At 36.7% G+C, this 25,041-nt stretch carries 20 protein-coding genes and 1 pseudogene; 11 read left to right on the forward strand and 10 right to left on the reverse strand.

The annotated features are described in order from the left end of the window. The 5 genes from ACTF48_RS07250 to ACTF48_RS07270 form a co-directional block, all read right to left on the reverse strand. The coding region (locus ACTF48_RS07250) for a CocE/NonD family hydrolase (protein WP_438962488.1) at positions 1-1,406 on the reverse strand (1,406 nt) is incomplete at its 3' end. 89 nt (positions 1,407-1,495) lie between these two features. Beyond that, on the reverse strand, positions 1,496-3,544 hold the full coding sequence (locus ACTF48_RS07255) for a M13 family metallopeptidase (RefSeq protein ID WP_438962489.1): 2,049 nt from the start codon (positions 3,542-3,544) through the stop codon (positions 1,496-1,498). Between the two features lie 159 nt (positions 3,545-3,703). Next, on the reverse strand, positions 3,704-7,057 hold the full coding sequence (locus ACTF48_RS07260; protein ID WP_438962490.1) for a T9SS type A sorting domain-containing protein: 3,354 nt from the start codon (positions 7,055-7,057) through the stop codon (positions 3,704-3,706). Between the two features lie 161 nt (positions 7,058-7,218). Beyond that, entirely contained in the window at positions 7,219-10,077 is a 2,859-nt protein-coding gene (locus ACTF48_RS07265; RefSeq protein WP_438962491.1) for an alpha/beta hydrolase family protein, read from the reverse strand. Between the two features lie 5 nt (positions 10,078-10,082). Next, a complete protein-coding gene (locus tag ACTF48_RS07270; RefSeq protein ID WP_438962492.1) occupies positions 10,083-10,607 on the reverse strand; it encodes a nuclear transport factor 2 family protein in 525 nt (174 codons plus the stop codon). A 91-nt stretch (positions 10,608-10,698) separates the two neighbouring features. On the opposite strand from ACTF48_RS07270, the gene ACTF48_RS07275 reads away from it, so the two are divergent. Genes ACTF48_RS07275 through ACTF48_RS07285 form a run of 3 tightly spaced genes read left to right on the forward strand, consistent with a single transcriptional unit; the run spans position 10,699 to position 12,482 of the window. Next, positions 10,699-11,262, forward strand: a complete 564-nt coding sequence (locus ACTF48_RS07275) for a DNA-3-methyladenine glycosylase I (protein ID WP_438962493.1) — start codon at positions 10,699-10,701, stop codon at positions 11,260-11,262. After that, on the forward strand, positions 11,249-11,839 hold the full coding sequence (locus ACTF48_RS07280; protein WP_438962494.1) for a hypothetical protein: 591 nt from the start codon (positions 11,249-11,251) through the stop codon (positions 11,837-11,839). The genes ACTF48_RS07275 and ACTF48_RS07280 overlap by 14 nt, the downstream gene beginning before the upstream one ends. Beyond that, positions 11,820-12,482, forward strand: coding sequence for a DUF2490 domain-containing protein (locus tag ACTF48_RS07285; RefSeq protein ID WP_438962495.1), 663 nt, complete (start codon positions 11,820-11,822; stop codon positions 12,480-12,482). Before ACTF48_RS07280 ends, ACTF48_RS07285 begins: the two co-directional genes overlap by 20 nt. 99 nt (positions 12,483-12,581) lie before the next feature. Here the strand turns inward: ACTF48_RS07285 and aat are convergent. From aat to ACTF48_RS07305, 4 genes and pseudogenes are all read right to left on the reverse strand, one after another. Next, positions 12,582-13,226, reverse strand: a pseudogene (gene aat / locus ACTF48_RS07290) (leucyl/phenylalanyl-tRNA--protein transferase). Between the two features lie 158 nt (positions 13,227-13,384). Next, positions 13,385-13,831: a GNAT family N-acetyltransferase gene (locus tag ACTF48_RS07295; RefSeq protein WP_438962496.1), complete on the reverse strand. Its 447-nt coding sequence runs from the start codon at positions 13,829-13,831 to the stop codon at positions 13,385-13,387. A gap of 12 nt (positions 13,832-13,843) precedes the next feature. Further along, positions 13,844-14,218 (reverse strand): DUF3127 domain-containing protein, encoded by a 375-nt coding sequence (locus ACTF48_RS07300; RefSeq protein WP_438962497.1) that lies wholly within the window; start codon positions 14,216-14,218, stop codon positions 13,844-13,846. Between the two features lies 1 nt (position 14,219). After that, positions 14,220-15,023: a flavin reductase family protein gene (locus ACTF48_RS07305; RefSeq protein WP_438962514.1), complete on the reverse strand. Its 804-nt coding sequence runs from the start codon at positions 15,021-15,023 to the stop codon at positions 14,220-14,222. 530 nt (positions 15,024-15,553) lie between these two features. Here ACTF48_RS07305 and ACTF48_RS07310 point away from each other — a divergent pair. From ACTF48_RS07310 to ACTF48_RS07345, 8 genes are all read left to right on the forward strand, one after another. After that, positions 15,554-16,708 (forward strand): sensor histidine kinase, encoded by a 1,155-nt coding sequence (locus ACTF48_RS07310; RefSeq protein ID WP_438962498.1) that lies wholly within the window; start codon positions 15,554-15,556, stop codon positions 16,706-16,708. A gap of 109 nt (positions 16,709-16,817) precedes the next feature. Next, positions 16,818-17,048, forward strand: coding sequence for a FeoA family protein (locus ACTF48_RS07315; RefSeq protein ID WP_438962499.1), 231 nt, complete (start codon positions 16,818-16,820; stop codon positions 17,046-17,048). Beyond that, complete coding sequence (gene feoB, locus ACTF48_RS07320; RefSeq protein WP_438962500.1) at positions 17,041-19,152, forward strand: ferrous iron transport protein B; 2,112 nt, start codon at positions 17,041-17,043, stop codon at positions 19,150-19,152. Before ACTF48_RS07315 ends, feoB begins: the two co-directional genes overlap by 8 nt. A 5-nt stretch (positions 19,153-19,157) precedes the next feature. After that, positions 19,158-19,280, forward strand: coding sequence for a FeoB-associated Cys-rich membrane protein (locus ACTF48_RS07325; protein WP_438962501.1), 123 nt, complete (start codon positions 19,158-19,160; stop codon positions 19,278-19,280). 279 nt (positions 19,281-19,559) lie between these two features. Further along, positions 19,560-20,543 (forward strand): pseudouridine synthase, encoded by a 984-nt coding sequence (locus tag ACTF48_RS07330; RefSeq protein ID WP_438962502.1) that lies wholly within the window; start codon positions 19,560-19,562, stop codon positions 20,541-20,543. A 204-nt stretch (positions 20,544-20,747) separates the two neighbouring features. Next, positions 20,748-22,139 carry an arginine decarboxylase gene (locus ACTF48_RS07335; RefSeq protein WP_438962503.1) on the forward strand — a complete coding sequence of 464 codons (1,392 nt, stop codon included), beginning with the start codon at positions 20,748-20,750 and terminating at the stop codon, positions 22,137-22,139. Positions 22,140-22,375: 236 nt separating this feature from the next. Beyond that, positions 22,376-23,311, forward strand: a complete 936-nt coding sequence (speB, locus tag ACTF48_RS07340) for an agmatinase (protein WP_438962504.1) — start codon at positions 22,376-22,378, stop codon at positions 23,309-23,311. 19 nt (positions 23,312-23,330) lie between these two features. After that, on the forward strand, positions 23,331-24,299 hold the full coding sequence (locus ACTF48_RS07345; RefSeq protein WP_438962505.1) for a deoxyhypusine synthase family protein: 969 nt from the start codon (positions 23,331-23,333) through the stop codon (positions 24,297-24,299). A 22-nt stretch (positions 24,300-24,321) separates the two neighbouring features. Here ACTF48_RS07345 and ACTF48_RS07350 read toward each other — a convergent pair whose 3' ends face one another. Beyond that, positions 24,322-24,978, reverse strand: coding sequence for a peptidoglycan-binding domain-containing protein (locus ACTF48_RS07350; protein WP_438962506.1), 657 nt, complete (start codon positions 24,976-24,978; stop codon positions 24,322-24,324). Positions 24,979-25,041 lie beyond the last annotated feature (63 nt).

Below are 25,041 nucleotides of genomic sequence, written 5' to 3' on the forward strand. Positions count from 1 at the left end.
GTAAGCACATCGGGCCTTCTACTAGCATGGCGCTGGTCATCGGTCATATAAGCTCTAGGTGTAAAAGTTACTGGTGTAATCTCACTTCTAAATGGAACTGGTTTTGAAGGATCACTAGTATAGGAAAACCTTGCGTTTTGGTCGGACTTTTTATTGATTAATAATTTACCATCATTACTAAAACTAAAAACAATCTCCTCTTGCTGTGGTGGCCACTGCATAAACTTTTCCCATTGCTTTAATCCCGTGTCAAACATATAAGCCTCTGGTAATTGCGGGTTTTTTTCTCCTTTTAAATGATGTTCAAAGAATGGTGTTTCTATTTCACGATGATAAAAAGTAGAAAGGTTATCTCCAAAGTGGATGTGATTTACCATTTGCTTACCTGGTTCACGTGCCCAGTTCCCATGACTCCATGGTCCCATAACAATGGTATTATTCTTATTATCTGGATTATTGCGTTCTACCGTTTTATAGATATTAAGTGGTCCGTATAAATCCTCAGCATCAAACCAGCCACCTACGGTCATTACGGCATGATCGACATTTTGATAATGATTAATGATTGCTCGTTTTTGCCAGAACTCGTCATAATTAGGATGCGTAGCAACATCTTTCCAGAAAAAATTATCGGGATAAATATTTTCGGTTACATTTTTTAGTGGACCTAACTCGAGATTGAATTTATAAGAGTCGGTCATGCTGCCTGCAGCTCTTAGTTTGTCCCATTTATCATTATACCAGCTTTTTGTGGTAGGCTCTGTTTGATGTCCAAACACTGGATATGCAAATATGTAACTTTGCAAGGTTGCTCCCATGTGATGAAAATCATCAAAGAAAAAATCACCTATAGGTGCTTGAGGTGAACTGGCAACTAGTGCTGGATGTGCATCTGGCAGTGCTGCTGCGGTGTAGAATCCTGGATAAGATATTCCCCATTGCCCTACTTTCCTGTTGTTATTTGGAACGTTATTAATCAACCATTCTATGGTGTCATAAGTATCTGAACTTTCGTCTATATCATGTTTATTATTAACATCATTTCCAGGGATATTAGGTCGCATGTTATCAAAATCTCCTTCACTCATCCATCTACCGCGCACGTCTTGATAGACAAAAATATAACCTTCTTTCATAAGTATCTCGTTAGGGCCCAGTCTTTTAGGATAAGTGTTTTCTCCATAAGGTCGCACGCTGTAACAAGTGCGTTGCATCATAATGGGATATTCCTTTGAGGTGTCTTTAGGGCTGTAAACGTGCGTGTATAGTTTGACTCCATCACGCATCTCTATCTGGTGGATGGTTTTTGTGTAGTTTGCCTTTATGTAGTCTTCGGCTGTTAGTGATTGCGCTTTCGCGAAAGCGGAACCTAACACCACTAATGCTAGGAGTAATACATTTTTCATAATATGGGATTTATTGCTGGTCTAAAGATAATAGAACTGTATAAAAAAGGCTCTCTATTAAGAAAGCCTTTAGATTTATGAGTAGGTAATTACCAGATTTTAATACGTTTTTCTGGTTCTATGTACATACCGTCCATTTCTGTGATTTCAAATGCATCATAAAAAGCATCTATATTTTGAAGCGGCACATAACCGCGATACATACCTGGCGAGTGCGTGTCTCCTTTGATACGTTGTTTAAGAGCCTCTTCTCGCATTTTTGTGCGCCATACCGTTGCCCAGCTTAAGAAAAATCGCTGTTCTGGTGTAAATCCATCGATGTCTCCAGGGCGACCTTTATCTTCCATCCATAACTGGTGAGCGTCATATGCGGCATTTACTCCACCTAAATCACCTATGTTTTCTCCCAAGGTAAATTCTCCGTTGATATTAACGCCTGGCAATACTTCTATAGCGCTGTACTGGTTAGCAAGGTCTTTACCGAGTGTTTCAAATTGGGTTTTATCATTATCTGTCCACCAGTTGGTCATGTTTCCATCAGCGTCAAATTTTGCACCGCTATCATCAAAACCATGAGAGATTTCATGCCCTATCACAGCGCCCATTCCTCCGAAGTTAAAAGCAGCATCTGCCTTGTAGTCATAGAATGGTGATTGTAAAATGGCTGCTGGGAAAACAATCTCATTATAATATGGATTGTAATAAGCATTTACCGTTTGTGGAGACATGAACCACTCGGTTTTATCTACTTGCTTACCTAATTTTTCTAGGTTATCGCGGTAATTCCATTCTTGAACGGCGAGCATATTATCAAATAAGGTTCCACCATTTGCTGGGCTTTTAATTTCCATTTCAGAATAATCTTTCCACTTATCTGGATAGCCTATTTTAATGGTCATACCGTTAAGCTTTTCAATAGCTTTGGTCTTAGTTTCTGGGCTCATCCATTCAAGTCCGTTAATGCGCACTTCATATGCTTTTTTTACGTACTCGATCATTTCTTTGGCTTTGGCTTTTGCCTCTGCAGGGAATTTTTCACTTACATAAAGTTGCCCTAGCGCTTCCCCTAAAGATCCATTTACAGCTCCAAGCGCTCGTTCATCGCGTGGTCGTTGCTCTTTTGCACCGCGCATGGTTTTGCTATAGAAATCCCAGTTTGCATCTTCTATCTCTGTAGATAAAAGGTTTGAGGCACTATTGATCATCGTCCAGCGCATGTAGGTTTTCATAGCCTCTAAATTGCTATTATTCCACATATTGTTAAGAGCGGTCATATATTCTGGTTGAGAAACAATAATTGTATCAAACTCTTTAACATCAAGTTCATCAAAATAATCTTCCCAATCTATTGCAGGAACAAGAGATTTGAACTCTTCCATACTCATAGGGTTGTAGCGCTTCAATGGATCTCTACTTGCTACTTTGTCAAGTCTAGGTTGAGCCATTTCAGTTTCAATAGCGACTACTGTTTTTGCATCTTGTGCTGCTTGTTCTTCACTTGTTCCAGTGAGTGTGAGCATGCGAGTAACGTGCTTTTCATAAGCAGCTAGCTTTTCTACATTATCAGCATCTTCTAGATCTACATAATATTCACGTTGCATTCCTAATGCGCCAGGACCCATTTGAGCTACATTCATATCTGTATTTTGAGCATCTGGTCCTACACGAAAACCGTAAAAACCTCTAAGACCTTTTGAAGATAGGTCTGCTAATAGCGCAGGAATCTCGTCTACAGATTCTATGGCTTCTATTTGCTCTAGATAAGGCTTGAGTGGCTCATAACCTGCTTTATCTCTCGCCTCAGTATCCATAATGCTTTGATAGACAAAAACAGCTTTTGCTTGATCAGAAGACTGGTCCAGATCTTTATCATTCATTGCTCGGTCTAAAATAGCGAGCACATCTGCATCGGTATCTTTTCTGAGCTTATTAAAACCACCCCAAACGGTTTGGTCTGCAGGGATTTCTGTAGAATCTATCCAGGTACCATTTACATAACGATAGAAGTCATCTTTGGGAGAAACACTGGTGTCCATCGCTGTCATGTCTAGACCAGGATAAGTTTCTTCTTTTTTATCACATGATGTGATGGTAATAGCTGCTGCACAAGCGACTATTATGGAATGTTTTAATTTCATTTTTTAAGGTATATATTAAGGTTAGTTGACGCTTATTAAAAAAATATCACGAAATATAATAATAGTTTGCACTCCTTAACATCTATTTAAATTATAATTAACTAGCTGTCAAAGAAAAAGCCCACAATTGTAGGCTTTTAGAAATTTCGTGTTGGATGATTATTTAATAATTAGTTTTTCTGTAACCGTTCCAGTAGCCGTAGTAATGTTTAAGAAATACATTCCTTGCGCCACGCCATTTAAATCTATGGTATGTTGATTTCCAGAATTATTATTTCTGGAAGTTATTAGCTTTCCAGAAACATCATAAATGCTGTAATCAAAATCATCGAGACTGTTCCATGATAAGGTAAAGTTACCGTTTGATGGGTTAGGAAATACTTTGAAAGAGTTTTCTAAATTTAAATCTTCATTACTTAGAGTTCCTGTTACTACTACATTATCTATAATAACGCCTTCTTCAGTTACCGACTGATCGGAATGAAAAACGTACCTAAATACAATGTTGTTTTCGGCATTAAAAGCAGTAAGATCATAAGAATATGTCTTCATGGTAGCATCTGTACCAGTCCATTGAGCACCTACACAGTTAAAGCAGTTAATTCCGTTAGGACTACGACTAGAGTTGTACCAATTAGGATCAGTAGAACTACCAAGAACATTCCAGTTACTTCCACCATCTACACTGTATTCCATGTACATAAGATCCCAATCTTGTTCTAACTCAAAAGCCATTTCAAACTGCAAGGTAGGATTTGTGATACTTGTTAAATCATAACATCCTGTAAATAGATAAGCTATAGTGTCATCAGGATGATTACCTATTAGATTAGTTCCATAAACTTGAGTTCCGCTGGCTGCTTGATTAAGCACCGATCCTGCAGGAACACCTCGTTCCCATAATGCAGTTCCTCCAGTCTCATTGAACGTTAAGAAATCTCTATTTTCAAATTGATGAACATCATTTGCGACACCAATATTATTTTTAAGTATGGAAATAGAATCATTATTATTACTTGCAAATGCATCATTGAAAGTGTCAATGGTAACACTTAGATCGTTGACTCCTAAGGCTAGATTTAATCCAGATAAAGTGACTGTGGTTTGACCTTGTGATGGAATATTAGTAGCATAATTATTGCTTACTACAGCGCCACCATTTAAAGAGTAAGAGACATTAAAACTATTTACACTATTTGTGCCGCCATTTTCAATAAGAACATCTACATCAGAATCACCACAGGAGATCATCGTATTTGATGTAGTAATACTTACCAAATTAATATCTGTAGTTGGCGGATCTGCAAAGGCAGATGTTTGCCATATTCCTCTACCATAAGTTCCAGCTGTTAGAATATTATCTGTTGCGTTGATCTCCAGGTCTCTTACGCTAACATTTGGCAGATTATTATTAAAAGTAGACCACTGCTGGCTCACATCATCATACTTATAAACACCTCTTGAAGTACCTACAAATAAGACACCGTCCAAACTTAAAGGTAAGCTGGCTAGAGTATTCTTTCCTAGGTCTGGTAGGTTTGAAGTGATGTCTGTAAAGCTATTACCTTGATTAATACTCTTATAAACTTTCCCAAAAGAAAAGCGTGTTGATACATATACAACATTACTATCGCTATTACTTACTTCTATAGCCGCAATATCTTGATTAAATCCACTTACCAGAGCAAAATTAACTCCAGCATTCACACTACGATACAACTGACTGTTAATAGCCAAATAAATAATATTATCATTTTGCGGATCTATTTCTATCACATCAATATTACTTGCAAATTGTAAAGAAACCGGCGAAAAAGATCCATTTTGTACCTTGTAAAGTCTTGTATATCCTACATAAATTGTTCCTTGGGAATCTGTTTTTAATGGAGTAATCCAGTTACCGCTTTCTCCAGATGGTCTGTTAATGGAACCTTGTAAACTATTACCCGCATTATCAGTAAAGTATAAACCTCCGCCATTTTGAATAAATCCGTATCGTATATTGCTATCAAATGGATCAATTCCTCCATCCATACCATCAGCGCCATAAAAATTTTTCCATTGATTACCACTTCTTGTTTGTCCACCATTATCTTGTAAGCCACCTACTATTTGTGCACTCGATTGTGAACTTACTGCAATTCTATAAAACTGACCTATTTGAGCACCAGCAGTTAAGTTAGTAAATGTGTTTCCTAAATTACCACTGCGATAAACACCACCATCAGTCATTGCAAATACATCACTACCAAATTGTCTTATTTGATGAATATCTGCATGAGTATAACTACTTCCCGCAGGGTTGCTCCAAGAATTTAATTTTGAAAACGAGGATCCTCCATTAAAAGAGCGCCATATATTTAAACATCCCGTATAAACCACGTTTGCATCAGTAGGAGAAACTTCAAGTGCTAAATCAAAATTACCTTGCCCGCTTTCGAGAATATCTGTTCCATTATCTCTTCTTGTAAAAGATTGCCCGCTATTTGTAGATCTATAAACACCCATTAGATTTGCACTATTGTCTATGATCAATAAATAAACATAATTTGAATTTGCTGGAGTTACACCTATCACACTACGTCTCATTCCAGCAGGCAGTCCTGTTGAAGGTTGAGAAAAGGTAATACCATTATCTGTAGAGATATAAAAAGCATTATTAGTGCTTAAGTAGATGGTGTCTGGAGACCCAGGTTTAAACTTAATATCTTTTACATTCCCTGTAAAAGACCTTGTAAAGGTATTTCCACTATTTGTAGACCTAAAGAACCCTTGATTTGAAGACACCAAAATATTAGTGTTATCAGTAGGATCTATATAAACCTCACTAATATTTGCTACACTACCCGTAAAACTTAAGCCTGTAGAGTTCCAAGTTTGTCCACCATCAGTAGATTTCATAAGACCTATACTGTAGCTATCACTTGCATCATCATCTCCTGTACCTATATAAATTACGTCAGTGTTTGTGGGGTCTATAGCTATAGCACTTACACCTATTTGTGTGAAGAAATCTGTTAATGGAGTCCAACTAACTCCAGCATCTGTAGACTTCCAAACTCCACCAGCTGGAGCGCCTAAATAGTACACATTAGGGTTAATTGGGTCTACTGCAATTGTATTTACTCGACCTTGGCCAGTAGACCAGGATCCGGTTCCAAAAACCGTAATAGGGCCTATAGGGTTCCAGTTTGAATTAAAAGATTCTGTCGATTTTTGTATATCACGGCTGTTAAGAATCTGAGCAATATCTCTAGCACCTTGTAGTGTTCCATCTCTTTTTACATAAGCCTGTGCAGCATTTACCCATCTCATAAACGGCTTGTATCCACTACCTTTTGCGTCTTTATCATGAGTTGCCCAGTAAGCGTTTCCCGCATCCACAATTTCTTGATAGGTTAACGCTCCACTTTTTTGCTCTCTTAATTGCTCCATCCATGGATTATCTGTGCCAGGTTGTGCTGTCGCAAGAAATAATCCTATAAAGAAGAATAACAAGGGGAATAATCTCATAATTATGTTTTTATCGTTGTGCAATATAATACGCAGGTGTCACGATTCAGTAACAGCTACTTAATTTTGTCTTAATACATACGTAAACTGACAAAAATTAGATTTTTTTCAACAAAACATGTACTTCGTCTATCATTTACTAAAGTTCACGTATCACTTTCCTACATTTTAATGGAGCTGCTGGAGTCTAGTTTATAGCCCATTTGTTTCCCCTTTTTGTCGGCACTTAGCCCTTGAGTCATCCATACAGGAGCATCTTCACCTTTTAAAAAGTGATCAAAGAATTGCATCATGCGCACTGATAAGTCTCTTTTATTTTTCATTTTGCGCAAGTTGTGTGCTTCTTTATTATAAACGAGCAACCATGCGGGCTTATTTAAACGGCGCATTCCCATGAACATCTCTATTCCTTGATAATAAGGAACAGCTCCATCTTCATCATTGTGCATCATTAAAAGAGGTGTTTCAATTTTAGGAATATGAAATAAAGGAGAGTTTTCCATATAGAGATCTAATCCTTCCCAAAGGTTTTTACCGATACGGGTTTGAGTTCTTTCATATTGAAATGCTCTACTCAAACCACTACCCCAGCGTATCCCACCATAAGCACTTGTCATGTTTGAAACTGGTGCTCCTGCCATTGCTGCTGCATACATGTTTGTGCGAGTAACTAGATAAGCCGTTTGATAACCACCCCAACTTTGCCCTTGTAAAGCCATTGCGTCACGGTCTACATAGCCCAATTGTGCAACTGCCTCAGTTCCTGAAACGATACAGTTATAAGCACTTTCTCCAGGATGACCATCTTTATAAACGATGTCTGGAACAAATACCAGATAATCATTACTTGTTAAATAAGAAAAATTTACCGTACTCGCACTAGGCTGAGGAGAGCGATATCCATGTAGACGATCTGAATACTTCTCGTAGAAGTATACAATCATTGGATATTTTTTTGCTGGATCAAAATCTTCTGGCTTGTAAATCAAACCTTCTAGTTTTGTACCGTCATAAGCATTCCAAGTAAACAACTCAACGCTTCCCCATTTAAAATCGTCCTGTTGTGGATTTATATTGGTTAAACGTTCCATTCCTTTTTCTCCAGCTATATAAACGTCTGGATAGTTCTGGAAGTTAGATTTTCTGTAGAGTAAGGTGTTGTCGTTTTTCGCTTTCGCGAAAGCAGAATTATCAAAACCTTCATGCTTTACAAAATATTCCATACCATCATTTCCTAATAGATGTATATATGAATCCTTAGTAATGTGGTTAAAACTACTCAATAACATTTTATCATTAAGATAAGTTGCTAAACTGCGATTTTCTGGATCTAAATTTTCAGTACGATAAGTGATGTTACTTTCTCGACCTTTTGTAATACGTTGAGGTGCTTGACTGGTACTTAGATCTACCGTCCATAGATCGTATTTATCTTGTAAAATAGCTTTTCCTTCTTTATCAAAACCGCCAAAACCATAAGAAGGCGGCAAAGCAGGATGATCATCATCCACATCGTGAAAAGCCACGCCCAATCCCTGTGTAAGACTCTTATCCAGCAAGGTGTTTAAATTAATACTATGCCAGTGTCGATCATCAAAATTGTAGTAAACTACATGAGTATGAGCGGGATTAAATTGCGGCCTGCTTCCTGAGTTTGCAAGGAGCAACTCTCTTTCTCCAGTAAATACATTTTGTAAATAATAATCTGTTCTCCAAGGATATTCCCAAGAACGCGCTATGTCGTACTTTTCATTATCTGCTATTAGGACTAGGTTTTTCTCTAAATCACGATCCCATAAAGTTCCAGTTGCATCATAACTATTAAGGTTTATAATCTCACCTGTTGCCGTATCATAAAATTGCTCTGTAGATTTATTTTGCAATCGACTTTTTCTAAGTTTTTGCTCGGGTTGGGTCATACGATCTTTATAATTCCACACATCTACCTGTGCAATCTCATCATCCATTAAAGTGGTATCTATAGTGTACTCTAATCTTGGTTGTGTATAGAAAAAGAGACGTTTTCCATTTTCTGAAAAGTAAGGCGAGCGGCCTTTAGTTAATTGCCAGTTTGCTGCAACATTAATATCGGTTCCAGCGATTTTTTTTGGAGTGGTGTCTAGGCTTTTTAGAAAGTGTAAATCATATTTCAAGGAATCGATAGCAGCACTGTCTTTTGCCACATAATAAGCAGCTTGCTTACCATATTTATCGATGCTCAATTTATCGTAGGTCCAAGAATCGCTTTGAATTTCTTTTGACTCTTCTGTAGTGATATTATAAAAATATACACCATGATCTTTTTTGTTCTTTCCTTTTTTACGGGAGTAGATAAACGCCATTCCTTCTTCAGCAGTATCATAATCTTTAATGTCTGTAATGGTGTCCTTAAAGCTTGTTGCTGGCTTGTAAACGATGAGGTAATCTTCTTTTAAATAATCAGGCTTTTCTTTTTTCTTTTTGCCTTTATTCTTTTTGCGTTCTCTTTTTTCACGTTTAAGACGTTTCTTTTTTTCCTTTGCAGTTTCCTTGATTTCTTTTTTCTCTGGTTTTAAATCTTTGTGATGTTCTATAATCACATAACCAGCCGTTTTATCTGATGCGTAGAATTTTTTCACTCGCCCAACAGAGTCGACTATTTTCTCTTGTTGAACATCATAAACCATAAAGGTGTTTTTAGACTGCTTGTCTTTTTTTACTTCGTCTTTTTTCTCTTGGCGTGATTTCTCATAAGCGGGCTTCTTCAAAAAATAGACATATTTCTCATCTGGTGAAATATGTGGGCTCACTCCATTGAAGAATGTAGTTTTACTACCAGTATCTAAATTATGGATTTCTAAATACCCATCTCCAGCACCAGTTGATGTAACTACAGATATAGCAGATACTTTACCATTATCAGATATTTTAGTTGTGCTCACGCGTTTCCATAAATCATAATCATCGTGAGTGAGTGCTTGTTTTTGTGCAACACTGAACATGACACACAGCAGTAATAGTAAGGTAAGTTCTCTTTTCATAATTTTTATTGAATTTTTCCTTGAAGTAGTTTGGAAATGTTTTTTGTTTTTAATTCTTCCACATAATCTGCATCCCATTGTTTCTTGAGTTCTGTAAGTGAAGAAACATTTTCATTAGGAACCGCTATGGATAAAACGTAATGAGCGATTTTATAATTTCCATCTTCCCTTTTTAAAATACCACTACCGCGACATATTCCCATTTGTGTGTCCAGCAATTCATCAAAGTAAACGACACCATTATGATGGTAAATGTTACGTTCTAAAGATGTAAAAGACCAAGCTTTCCCTCTATCAAAGTATGGTTTTGAAAAGGCTTTAAACTCTTCTATTTGCCAGTTTTCAGTCGCATCAGTACCTATAAAAACAGCATCGCTGGTCATAAGGTTAAAGTAATTATCAAAATTTGCTTGTGCCGCAGCGAGGTGCCAGTTATCTATAGTTTGTGCTACAGTATTGTGATCGATGGCTTTTTGAGAACCACAGGACATGATCAAGACCGTGGTACAAAGCAGGAGTATTCTTTTCATAGTTGATAAAGATAAAACAGAAATTACGAACTCATAGTTAAAAGATGGAACCTATGATCATACTTTGCTCTAGTGTTCTTAAATTCGGTTTATGGAAAAGCATAAATGTGGCTGGTGTATAGGAGATGATATGTATGAAGCATATCATGATCAAGAATGGGGCGTTCCCGTGTATGATGATCAAACGCTGTTTGAATTTCTTATTTTAGAAACGATGCAGGCTGGTTTGAGCTGGATCACTATTTTAAAGAAACGGCAAAATTATTTTAACGCACTTGACCAGTTTGATATTCATAAAATAGCTGCTTATGATCAGGCTAAACAAGATGAGCTATTGCTCAATGCTGGGATTATAAGAAATAAATTAAAGGTAAAATCTATCATTACAAATGCCCAGCTTTTTCTAGAAATCCAGAAAGAGCATGGTAGTTTTTCAAAATTCATGTGGGATTATGTAGATGGAAAACCCATTAAAAACAAATGGAAAAATTATAAAGACACTCCAGCAAACACAGCAATTTCTGACCAAATTTCTAAAGATTTAAAGAAACGAGGTTTTAAATTTGTAGGCTCCACCATAATCTATGCATTTATGCAAGCCACTGGAATGGTAAACGATCACGAAGTTAATTGTCACCGGTATGAAGAGGTATAGTCTTGTATTATTTTTATTATTCGCTTTTGCAAAAGCAGATTTCTCAAAAGCACAACAGGTGCAAACAGTAAAAATGGAGCAAGAAGAACGAGTAAATGCCTCAGACTTTCCTAAGAGCGCTGTTCAACTGCTCTCTCAAATAACTAAAACAGATCAACAGATCAAATATTACAAAGAAACCGATGGGTATCTAACATCTTATGAGGCAAAATATAAGCGCCGTGGCCGCAGATATAGTGCTGAGTTTAATGAATTAGGACTCTTGATAGATATAGAAAAGGACATTAAGAAAAAAGAAATTAAAAAAGTTGCCTTTGAGCTTATTAAAAAGGAACTGCATAAAATTGCTCAGCAGTATAAGATTGAAAAAGTACAGGAACAATACTTGATTAATGAGCAAAATCCATCTTCCATTACTTTACAAATAGATAACAATGAGTTTGATAACTATGAACTTATTGTGGCCTTTAAGGAGAACAGAAAAATCTATCGTAAAGAAATGTTATACAGCAAAGAAGGTATTTTAATAAGGCAAAGAAATGTAAAAAGGCTAGAATATGACTTTATCCTTTTTTAGAACTCTAGCTCTTTTAATGCTGTCATTTATGAGTACAGCACAAGTTGTGGATGATTTTATCGCACAACCTTCCCTAAATCTAGCATGGAATAATAATGGTAGATGGAGTTATAATACGGCTATTGAGCAGCGTAATATTCTTGTAAATGGTGTGCAAGGATTACATGTGCAAGCTGCGCAGTTTGCAAGCTATGATCTAGGTTTTTACACGCAATTAGGTGCTGGAGTAATGTATAGAGAAGTTTTTGATAACCAGCGACCAGAAGAGTTACGTTTTACAGAACAGTTTGTTCATGCCCGTAAGTATAATGCCCTTAAAATAGCTCATAGATTGCGATGGGATCAACGCATAAGAGGAACTGATTTAACCCATAGATGGCGCTATCGTTTCTCAGGCTCCATGCCTTTAAATGGTGAGTCTATTAACACAAGAGAATGGTATGTAACCGCAAGTGCAGAGGCACTGTTTATAGCACAACACTTAAAGAAACCTGGATATGACCAGCGTGTTGCACTAGGACTGGGAACCGCAATCCTTAAAAAAATGAAAATTCAACTAGTGACTGAATATAGGTGGGAAGATTACACCCAAGATTTAGAAAAGTCGTTATTTCTCAACCTAGGATTATACTATTCTTTATAAAAAATCTGTTCCGTTTTAAAACTTCAATTATAATACGAAAATTATAATACCAAAAGGAATAACATAACTCAAACAGACTACACCAGTGGGTAAGGAATCTTACAGATAACTCAAAAAAACAGCCCTATCGACCTCTATAGCGCCTAAACTATGTAAATGATCGTTATAAATTTGGGCATCTATGAATTTATAGTTTTTTGCTTTTAAGGTATTGACTAGATGGAGTAGCGCTATTTTACTCGCATCAGTCGCGAGGGCAAACATGGATTCTCCACAAAAGATACCTTTTTCTGGAAGATCCATACCATATAATCCACCTACTAAAACTCCTTCTTTAAAAACCTCTACACTTTTTGCATGACCTAGTGTGTGTAACTTACCATAAGACTGTATAAAATCATTATTAATCCATGTACCATCTTCATGCTTTCGTTTTACTTGCGCACATTGTTGCATAACCTCAGTGAAACAAGTGTTTTCTCTCACTTAATAACCACGATTGCGCTTGCTTTGTCGTAATGATTTTGACACACGCATGGGTTGTTCTAGGGATAAATCAAAAACCATTCTAGGATCTGGACTCCACCAGCATATAGGTTCATCATCGCTGTACCAAGGAAAAATTCCAGAGCGATAAGCCAGCAACAGTCTTTCTATACTCAAATCACCACCTATGGCCAGTAAACCATGGTCTGGTGCTGCGCTAGGATGCGGAAAAATGAGTTGCTCATTCAGTATATGCACGATTTGAGTTAGTTAAGTTTAGAAATGATTATAAAAATACCAATATTTGATAGGTCTTCAGTACTCATTTATTTTCATCATTGCTTTTTTTTGAGTTTGTAATGAAGACAAACCTATTAAGAAAGAAATCCCAACTGTAATGGTTGGGATTTTTAATTCTATACTTTTTTCTCAAAACAAAAGCTGTTTTCTACACCAGCATAAGGACCATAATTTTTAATGAGTTCATAACCACTCTTTTTATAAAGTGCAATCGCTTCTCGCTGGTTCACACCTGTTTCAAGAATACAGCGTTTAAAACCTAACGCAGCAGTCCAATTTTCTAGCTCGTTTAAAATAGAAGAAGCTATTCCTTTACCTCTATAATTATTTCTAGTATACATTCTCTTAATCTCCATAGACTGAGTATCATACTTTTTTAAAGCACCACAGCCCACGGGAATACCGTCTTCATAAGCTACAATCACGTTATTCAAATGATTCAGTTTATTGAACTGGTCATAAAAAGCATGATCATCACCATCTGTAACGGCTAGAGTATTATCGAGTTCTTTTACTAAAAGTTTAAAATCTGAATGATGAGAATCAGTATGCTCTAATCTCATTTTCAAATGGTTTTAGAAAGGTAAGTCGTCGTGATCCTCATCTTTAGAGTTAGAAATAGGATCAAACTCATCAAACGGCGGTATTTCCTGTGATGGTGCCGCTGGAGCAGCGCCTACACGTTCAATTCTCCATCCCACGATTGAGTTGAAATACTTCACCTCGTTTTGCGGGCTGGTCCACTCACGACCTCTCAAATTAATTCCTACTTTTACAGCTTCTCCTACTTGAAAACTGTCCAGTAAACTCGTTTTATCTTGAACAAATTCTAGCATTAAGTGCTGTGGATATTGCTCTTCAGTCGTAACTACTAGTTCACGCTTTTGAAAACCGCTGGCGCCAAAGGTTTTTGTCTCGCCTATTACTTTAATTTTTCCTTGTACTTCCATGTTATAATAATAATATTTTCCACGCGTCTATTACATTTCCTTGCAGGATAAGCTCACGCGCTTGTTGATGTTTTTCTTCTATGGATAAAGGTGGTAATTTTTCCGCTTTCGCGAAAGCGATTACAGCATCCCTATCCGGTACTTCTTCTACATTTCCTAATTTACCGAGATCGTTACCCGTGAGAATATCACTATTTCTAGCATGATCTGGTAGTGCATCTACACCTACACCTAGCGTGGCCAAAGGTTTAGGAACCTCAAACATGGCATCTTTAGAACGGCAGTACCAGTTACCACCCATGCGGGCTACAGTGTCTATTTTTACTTGATCTATTTTCCCTTCTTCGTCTAGGATATCATCATTAACGTGAACCATAACGACTTCACAAATAATTAAATTCCCTGCGCCACCTTCCTGACCTAGCTCTACAATCTCTTTTACTTTACATTCAAATTGCACAGGACTCTCTGCCACGCGCGGCGGCGCAACGATGTCTGACGGTACAGCAGTTAAACCAGTTTTTACAAACTCGTCTACACCAGCGCCATACTCTGTACTGCTCAATGACATTTGCTGAACGATGTTATAATTTACCACATTAATAACCACTTCTCCAGTAGCACGAGCGTTTATTAAGGTATGTTTAATAGTATTATCTCTTACACGTCGCGCAGGAGAAAATATCATCACTGGCGGATTTGCGCTAAAAACATTAAAAAAAGAATAAGGCGATAAATTCACGTTCCCATCTTCATCTACCGTACTGGCAAATGCGATAGGTCGTGGTTGCACCGCACCTAGCATAATGCCGTGTAAATGAGCTGTTTTTATGTCTTTAGGATCTAGTTTCAACTTGTTTTTTTAAGGATGGTAAAGGTATGGAATTTAGGGCGTTTTTTAAATGACTATTTTAGCAAGTAGCCAGTTATAATTTTTAAAGCTGAAATCTTTTCCCCAACCACTGCGACATATCAGTACAGCGACTAAAGGGTAAGGTTTTTAATCGAACTTGAAATCAAACTTGAATTTAAAGCAGTATTTCAAGTACCTCAATGCTCCATATTTTAAGAAATGAAAACAGCACCTTTCCTCAAACGAGGAAAGATGGGCAAAGTGAGCTATTGCGATACCTACCTTACAGGTTTTGGCAGTTTTAAGAGGAGAAAATTAAAAAGTATACAGCTTTTAAGCTAGTAAAGCTTTTTGAAGGCCCAACTTATAAAGGAGCGGTTTACTATTGTTTTTTTGAGAACTGTTTTTACGGCACAAAATCATAAACCGACTTTTAACACGTTTCACAAATAACCTTATATTTAAAGCCCTTAACGTACTTCATGAATTTTACCGCAAATAGAAATATATTAAGATGGGTCATTATTGCCTTTGCAATGGTCATCACCGCTCTTATTTTATGGAATACCTATGAGTTTTTCCAGCAGCTTAAAGAAAGTGAACAGAAAAACATGTTAGAATTTTCAATTGCCTCTAGCGATTTTAACAGAGCAGACACTAACGTGGAGAACATGGGTGAACTAGGTCTTACTGTAATGGGAAATGCGACTACAGTCCCTATGATAGTAGAAAATCTAAAGGGTGAACATACCTTAAGAAATCTTCCAGAAGAAATAAAAAATGACAGCATCGCCATACAGCGATTAATTACAAAGTTTGCAGAAGAAAATGAGCCACTCGTCTATAATTTTAACGGGAAACCTATTCAGACCATTTACTACGGTAATAGTCCTATTATAAATAAAATGAAATATTTCCCGCTAGCACTACTTTTAATCCTCGTGCTTTTTGGTGCGTTAATCTGGTTTTTTTATCGTTCTACCAAAGCTAGTGAACAAAACAAACTCTGGGCTGGAATGGCCAAAGAAAGTGCGCATCAAATAGGAACACCACTTTCTTCACTTGTAGGCTGGACTACACTGTTAAAAGATACAAATGTAGATCCCAGTTATATTACTGAGATGGAAAAAGACATCGAGCGACTGCAAACCATTACAGAGCGTTTCTCTAAAATAGGTTCTATACCTACATTATCTCAAATGGATATAGTAGATCAAACAGATAAAGCAGTTCATTATATTTCTTCTCGCAGTTCTAAATTGATAGAATTTAACGTAGACTTACCTAGTCAACCTATAATGGTAAAGCTCAACGAGCAACTTTATGCTTGGGTGATAGAAAACTTGATTAAAAATGGGATCGATGCCATGAAAGGAAAAGGCATCATTAAAATCTATCTACGTGCCGATGCGCACAAAGTTTTTATCACCATTTCAGATACCGGTAAAGGAATCCCTAAAAGCCAGTGGAATAAAGTATTCACTCCTGGATTTACAACTAAAAAAAGAGGTTGGGGCTTAGGACTATCCCTAGCACACCGTATTATAAGAGATTACCATAATGGAACAATAAGAGTTTCAGAAAGTAAAAAAGATGCTGGAACTACTTTTGAGATGGTACTCCATAAACTACAGTAAGGCTCAAAGTGGATAAGAATCAAATACCAACAAAAGTTTAGGATTCTAAATTTTTTCGTTCCTATTTCTTGACTTACTTTTGCTTATTCAAATTTATTCTAAATAAGCTTTGAGCGATACGATAGCACATTTAAAACGTGGTGAAAAAGCCACTATAGTTTCTTTTAATGAAGAACAAGTTCCCTTAAAACTCCTAGAAATGGGATGCTTACCAGGTAATACTGTAGTGATGATGGAAAGTGCTCCTTTTCAGGACCCTATATATCTTAACATAAATGGAACTTATCTAGCCATACGTCGCGAGACTGCACAACAAATTATCGTAGAGCGTTATGGGTAAATCAATTAATGTATCCTTAATAGGGAATCCTAATACAGGTAAAACCTCCTTGTTCAACAGACTTACTGGACTGAACCAGAAAGTAGGGAATTACCCAGGAATTACCGTAGAAAAAAAAGAAGGGATTTGTAAACTAGATCGTGGATTAAAAGCCCATATCCTAGACCTACCAGGAACTTACAGTTTAAATACCTCTAGCCTTGATGAAAGTGTGGTGGTAGAAACATTACTGAATAAAAATTCTAAGGATTTTCCTGATGTCGCAGTAGTAGTGTCTGATATTGAGAACCTCAAGCGCAACTTGCTACTTTTTACTCAAATAAAAGATTTAGAAATCCCTACCATTCTAGTAATCAACATGGCAGACCGCATGCAGCGCAAAGCCATTTCCCTAGACATAGAACTGATGGAGCAAGAACTCAATACTCGAGTGGTATTAGTAAGTGCTCGCAAAAACACAGGAGTAGATGATTTAAAAAAAGCCATAATTAATTATAAATCGTTAACATCTGAGCCTTGTGTAAATGCATCCATTATTGATCCAGCATATTTTGAAACGCTTAAAAAAGCTTACCCTAAACAATCTATCTATAAATTATGGTTGGTGATTACTCAGGATGTCAACTTTGGTAAAATAGACCGTAATAGAGACTTAGAGGGAATAAAATCGGCAAGTTTTGCAGTCAAATCTGAAAGCGATTTGAAAAAAATGCAACATAAAGAAACGGTGGTGCGCTATCAATTTATTAATGGTTTGCTGGCTCAAGTACTTAATGTAGATAAATCGCAGGCCAAAGATTTACGCTCTAAATTAGATCGTGTTTTGCTTCACAAGGTTTGGGGTTACCTTATTTTCTTTATCATTTTATTACTCATATTTCAAGCGATTTACGACTGGTCTACATATCCTATGGACTGGATTGATTCTGCTTTTGCAAAAGCGAGCTCCTGGACACAGACCACGTTACCCGATGGACCTTTTACAGATCTACTGGCCGAAGGAATTATTCCTGGACTAGGCGGAATAGTTATTTTTATACCTCAAATAGCATTTTTATTCTTGTTCATTGCGATCCTAGAAGAAAGTGGTTACATGAGCCGTGTGGTCTTCTTAATGGATCATATCATGAAGAAATTTGGCTTAAGCGGGAAAAGTGTCGTACCACTAGTATCAGGAACAGCTTGTGCGATTCCTGCCGTCATGGCTACTCGTAATATTGAGGACTGGAAAGAACGATTAATCACTATTCTAGTAGTACCCTTTACAACTTGCTCTGCACGATTACCCGTTTACCTGATCATTATAGCACTAGTGATCCCTGAGCAACATGTCTGGTGGATTTTTAACATGCAAGGTTTAACCTTAATGTTGTTGTATTTATTAGGTTTTGGCGCAGCTATTTTCTCAGCTTGGGTACTAAATAAAATCTTACCTATTAAGCGTAAAGCATTTTTTGTTATGGAAATGCCTGCTTATAAATTACCTATGTTAAAGAACGTAGGAATTACAGTGTTGGAAAAAACGAAAAGCTTTGTAGTAGGTGCTGGAAAAATTATCATGGCGATCTCTGTAATACTCTGGCTACTCGCTAGTCATGGAATGGGAGAACAGTTTACTAATGCAGAAGAGATTGTAAAAGAAAAATATGCCAGTCAGAACCTGTCTGAAGAAGAACTCACTAATAAAATCGCCTCACAACAACTAGAATACAGCTTTATAGGCTACATAGGTAAAGGAATAGAACCGGCGGTGCGACCTTTAGGTTATGATTGGAAAATAGGGATCGCTATTGTAAGCTCATTTGCTGCTAGAGAAGTATTTGTAGGAACACTAGCGACTATTTACAGTGTAGGTAGCGATGAAGAAGAGACCATTAAAAACCGGATGAAAGCTGAGGTAAACCCTATTCTAGGTGGACCATTATTTAATTTTGCAAGTGGTATTTCCTTGCTATTATTTTATGCATTTGCCATGCAATGTATGAGTACACTAGCTATTGTTAAACGAGAGACTAACAGCTGGAAATGGCCTGCGATTCAGTTTTCCGCTATGACCGTGATTGCTTATTTTGCAGCACTAGCAGCTTATCAAATCCTTAAATAATGGAAATGTTACAATACATATTAGTTTCCATCATAGGACTGATCGCCATAGGTTGGGTGATTAAAAAATACTTTTTACCTGCAAAAAACGGGACAGGCTGTGGCGATGGAGATTGCAGCTGCCATTAATAAAATTCATAACTCCACCGCAAGAAGAGTAAGCTTCAAAATCTTATTTTATACCTCTAATACCAAATTGAATTTAAAATATCTTAATGTGATATAACTGATAACTTATCACCTAGCATAGAAAATTAAAGCATAGCCTAAGCTACGGTTTCATTTTATTTTGAAATATAGGCGAAAAAAAAAAACGAATTATATGCGACATTAGGAATGTAAATTGGTATTAAATCTTTTTATGAGATCGCATTTCTAAAAAGTTATCTTTGCAAAAAATTGAATACCATGAGTAGAGGTAATGAAGGAGCAAGAGGAAAAGGGACTGGTCGTCAGGGCGGCAAAGATTCTTCTAGCTCAAAAGGTGGAAATAGACGCAACGCCGGCAGTAATGATTATAAAGGCAAATCTTCATCACGAGGAAATGCTCCTACAGGAAGACCTACCACACGCGGTGGTAAGAACCAGATAGTAGGCACCTCCCGTAGCGGCAACCCAGTAACTAAAAAAGAATACATTAATCGTAAAAAGTCTGAAACATCTACTAAGAAAAAAGTAGATGATGGCACCATACGATTAAACAAGTACATTTCAAACTCTGGAATTTGCAGCCGTCGCGATGCAGATATTTATATAAAAGCCGGTAGTGTCACCGTTAACGGAAAACCCGTTACTGAAATGGGATATCGTGTAAAACTGACCGATGAGGTAAAATTTGACGGTCAAAATATACAACCCTATAAAAAGCAATATTTATTACTTAATAAACCTAAAGGATTTATCGCACCACGCAAAGGCGAGCGTGCTAGTAAAACCGTAATGGATTTAATGCAAAGTGCTGGAATAGCAAACTTACATTATGTAGGTAGACTAGGCAGGCAATCTGTAGGATTGATGTTATTTACTAACGACCTAGAAATGGCAAATAAGCTCAATAATCCTAATCTAGAAATGCGCAAAATTTATCAAGTCGCACTAGACCGCAGCTTTAAACATGAAGATTTAATGCAAATACGTAATGGTTTGAGCATTAATGGAGAACCGGTTCATGTACATGAAATTAACTATATAGAAAATGGTCGCAATAACGAGATAGGTATTGAGATCCATAGTGGAAAAGATAATATCGTACAATCTCTATTTGAAGCGGTTAATTATGAAATTAAAGTTCTAGATCGAGTTATACTTGGAGGACTGACTAAAAAAGACCTTCCACGAGGTCATTACCGTTCATTAACAGAACAAGAAATCATAAATTTAAAGATGATATAAGCTTGAAACAGCTATGAACAGTAGCGTTACCTTTTTTTAAGGTAACGCTATTTTTTTTTGCAATTATTTCAAAAAAAGAAATAATATTGTCACGTCTTAGCGCCATACAATTTGAATAGATAGATAACATAATTCATTTTTTATCACATCGATTTATTGTTTAGTTAGTAATTCAACTTAAGAATTACATTTAACACATAGCCTTTGAATACTAAATACATTGATCTCATTGATCAAACGTACTTCTTCCCTACTGAAGAATTCAAACTAGAAGATAAAACTCTTCATTTTCACGACATAGATTTAATGGAGCTTGTAGAGCAATATGGCTCGCCATTAAAGTTCACCTATTTACCTAAGATCTCTGATAATATTCAGCGCGCTCAGAAATGGTTTCATAACGCTTTCGCGAAAGCGGACTATAAAGGAAAATACTACTACTGCTATTGCACTAAGAGTTCACACTTTAAACACGTACTTGATACTGCACTGAGCAATGATATCCATATAGAGACAAGCAGTGCTTTTGATATAGACATTATTAAAAGCCTTAAATCGCAAGGCAAGATTAAGGATGACACCTTTATAATAAGCAACGGTTTTAAGCGCGAGAAATACATCGATAACATAGGTGATTTAATCAACTCAGGTCATAAAAACTGTATTCCTATTATAGATAATTATGAGGAACTCGATTTACTGACTAACGTGACCAATAAAAAATTCCTAGTAGGAATACGTATTGCAAGTGAAGAAGAGCCTAAGTTTGAGTTTTACACCAGTCGTTTAGGAATAGGTTACAAAAACATTACGGCCTTTTATAAAAATCAAATCCAGAATAACAAACAAGTATCTTTAAAGATGCTGCACTTTTTTATAAACACTGGAATACGAGATAATGCTTATTACTGGAACGAGTTACATAAGTGCTTAAAGGTATATGTGAATCTTAAAAAAATATGCCCGTCACTAGACAGCCTTAACATAGGTGGTGGTTTTCCTATAAAAAACTCTCTAGCCTTTGACTTTGATTATGAATATATGATCAATGAAATTGTGAGCCAGATCAAGCTCGTTTGTGATGAGGCAGAGGTTGATGTACCACACATTTTCACAGAGTTCGGTTCTTTTACCGTAGGAGAAAGTGGTGGCGCTATTTATAAAGTACTGTATCAAAAGCAGCAAAACGATCGTGAAAAATGGAACATGATTAACAGCTCTTTTATCACCACCTTACCAGATTCATGGGCAATAAGCAAGCGCTTTATCATGCTAGCCTTAAACCGCTGGAACGATGAGTATGAACGTGTACTTTTAGGTGGACTTACCTGTGATAGTGATGATTACTATAACAGTGAGCAAAACATAAATGCTATTTATTTACCTAAATACCATAAAGATAAAGATTTATACATAGGCTTTTTTAACACAGGAGCATATCAAGAAACCATAGGTGGCTATGGAGGTTTACAGCACTGTTTAATTCCTGCCCCTAAGCATATTTTAATCGATAAGGATGAAAAAGGAAACATCACTACTCAAGTGTTTAAAGAACAACAAACCTCTGAGCAAATGCTTGGGATTTTAGGCTATTAGGCTTGAAATCGAACTTGAATTTGAATTTGAAATAAGATGTGCCAGTTCGAACGAGAACGCTGTGTTGAGCTTGACGAAGTATCGAGAACCATTTTTAAAAACTCAAAACCTTTTCCCTAGCCCTAAAGGGTAAGGTTTCTGAAAAATTGAAAAATAAAAAAACCTTTTGTTTCCGCACCCTTTAGGGTTGGGGAATGGAAACAAAAATCATTAAAATAAATTTTTAACTTAACGACATGAGCCATTCAAACTATGCAGGAATTCCAGATGAATATGCTGGATTAGATAATGCATCTATTGTATTAATCCCAGTTCCTTATGATGGAACAAGCACCTGGCAAAAAGGAGCCGATAAAGGTCCAGAAGCCTTTCTAGATGCCAGTGCAAATATGGAATTATATGACATTGAAACAGATACTGAAGTCTATCATCATGGCGTTTTTCTTGCAGATGCGGTTACGGAAAACAGCTCGCCAGAAGCTATGGTAGATGCCGTGCATGCCACTACAAAAAAGTATATTAAGAAAAATAAGTTTGTGACGCTTTTTGGCGGTGAGCACTCTATTTCCATAGGTTCGATAAGAGCTTTTAATGAGATGTATGAAAATCTAAGTGTATTACAAATAGATGCTCATGCAGATTTGCGCAAGGAATATGACGGCAGTTCTTGCAACCACGCCTGTGCAGTTTATGAAGCCAGTCAAAAGACAAACCTAATTCAAGTAGGAATACGTTCTATGGATAGTATAGAAGTAGGTGTTAATGATGATGAGAAAATCTTCTTTGCCCATGAAATGGTAGAAGATGATTACTGGACAGAAAAAGCTACAGAAGCACTTACTGAAAACGTTTTTATCACCATAGATCTAGATGCTTTTGATCCGTCGATCTGTCCTTCTACAGGAACACCTGAGCCTGGAGGATTACTATGGTATGAAACGCTAGATTTCTTAAAAATGGTTTTTGCAGAGAAGAACGTCGTGGGATTTGACATCGTAGAATTATGCCCTAATCCAGCAGAGAAATCATCAGACTTTCTAGCCGCAAAGTTGTACTATAAAATGATCTCTTATAAATTTAAAGACATCGCACTGGAAGGAGAAGATGGCTATGAGTCTGGAAATGCGTTTGCAAAAACTGGACTTAAAAAAATGAAAAACATAGAAGAGTAATCTTAACATAAAAAATAATATGGGAAAACCGATAACAAATTTCATAGAAAATTACTTCTTACACTTTAACAGCGCTGCACTTGTAGATGCTGCCAAAGGTTATGAAACACAACTCAACCAAGGTTCTAAAATGCTCGTTTCACTTGCTGGAGCCATGAGTACCGCTGAGATTGGTAAAATTTTTAGTGAAATGATACGTCAGGATAAAGTACATATTATCTCTTGTACAGGTGCAAACCTAGAAGAAGATGTAATGAATCTGGTAGCACACAGTCATTATAAAAGAGTGCCTAACTACCGTGATTTAACACCGCAAGACGAGTGGGATTTACTAGAAAAAGGACTCAATCGTGTGACCGATACTTGTATTCCAGAAGAAGAGGCTTTCAGAAGATTACAAGAACACATATTTAAAATCTGGAAAGATGCTGAGAAAAAAGGCGAGCGCTATTTTCCACATGAATACATGTATAAACTTTTGCTGAGTGGCGTTCTGGAACAGTACTATGAAATCCCTATTGAGAACTCGTGGATGTATGCCGCTGCAAAAGCTAATTTACCTATAGTAGTTCCAGGATGGGAAGATAGCACCATGGGTAATATCTTTGCAAGCTATGTATTAAAAGGTGAATTAAAAGCCAGCACTGTTAAAAGCGGTATAGAATATATGACCTTCCTTGCAGACTGGTACACAGATAATTCTGAGAAAGGCATCGGTTTCTTTCAGATAGGTGGTGGAATTGCAGGTGATTTTCCTATTTGTGTAGTACCTATGTTGTATCAAGATATGGAACGCACAGACACGCCATTCTGGAGCTATTTTTGTCAGATTTCTGACTCTACAACCAGTTATGGAAGTTATTCTGGAGCCGTTCCTAATGAGAAAATCACTTGGGGAAAACTAGATCAAGACACGCCTAAGTTTATCGTAGAAAGTGACGCTACTATTGTTGCCCCATTGATCTTTGCCTATCTATTAGAGATGTAGATTTATGAATTAAATACAGCAACTACTTGATCAACGCGTCAAAAGTGAGTGCATCTATTTTACCATCGGGATAGAAGTTGTTCTTTGTTTCAAAATCTGCTAAAGCGGTACTGGTAATTTGTGCAAAAACACCATCTAACGGTATGTCATATCCTTTATCAATCAGTAGTTTTTGAATTTCAAAAATAAGAGCGCTTCTAGAACCTATTCTTTGACTAGCGGTAACCTCTTGATTAAAAAGTTGATGCAGTAAATCTATCTTACGATTTTTAGTAATCATAGCAGGCGTGCTTCTATTGTTTTCAAAATCTAGAATTTGCTGGTTGTTCCAGCCTTGTTTCTTGTAAGCTGCAGATTGGGCTAGTTTTTTTTCTAGATAGGAAACCCTAGCAAGTTTAGTTCCATATTCTTGAACTGCTTGAGAAGTCTCTAAGTCATCACTTTCAGGCGCACGTACATCTATATCGCTTGCTGTCCATTTTAATTTTACAAAAGTATTTAAGTCTGTAATAGCTTTGTTATAATCTAGGACAACCGTTTGGTCGTGATAATCGTTATCTATAGTAACATCAGTAGTGTAATGATAGTTAGGTGCATGAAATCGTTCCCAATCTTTATAGAAGTCATAGCCTATAAAGCCCAAAATAATGATCAAAAGTAATATGATAAGTTGTTTCATGGTAAGTAGTTTCTAATTCAAAGATAAGATCCTTAAAAGAAAAAAACATATTATGCTTACGCG

Source organism: Nonlabens sp. (assembly GCF_965660805.1).
In the GTDB taxonomy this organism is placed as follows: domain Bacteria; phylum Bacteroidota; class Bacteroidia; order Flavobacteriales; family Flavobacteriaceae; genus Nonlabens.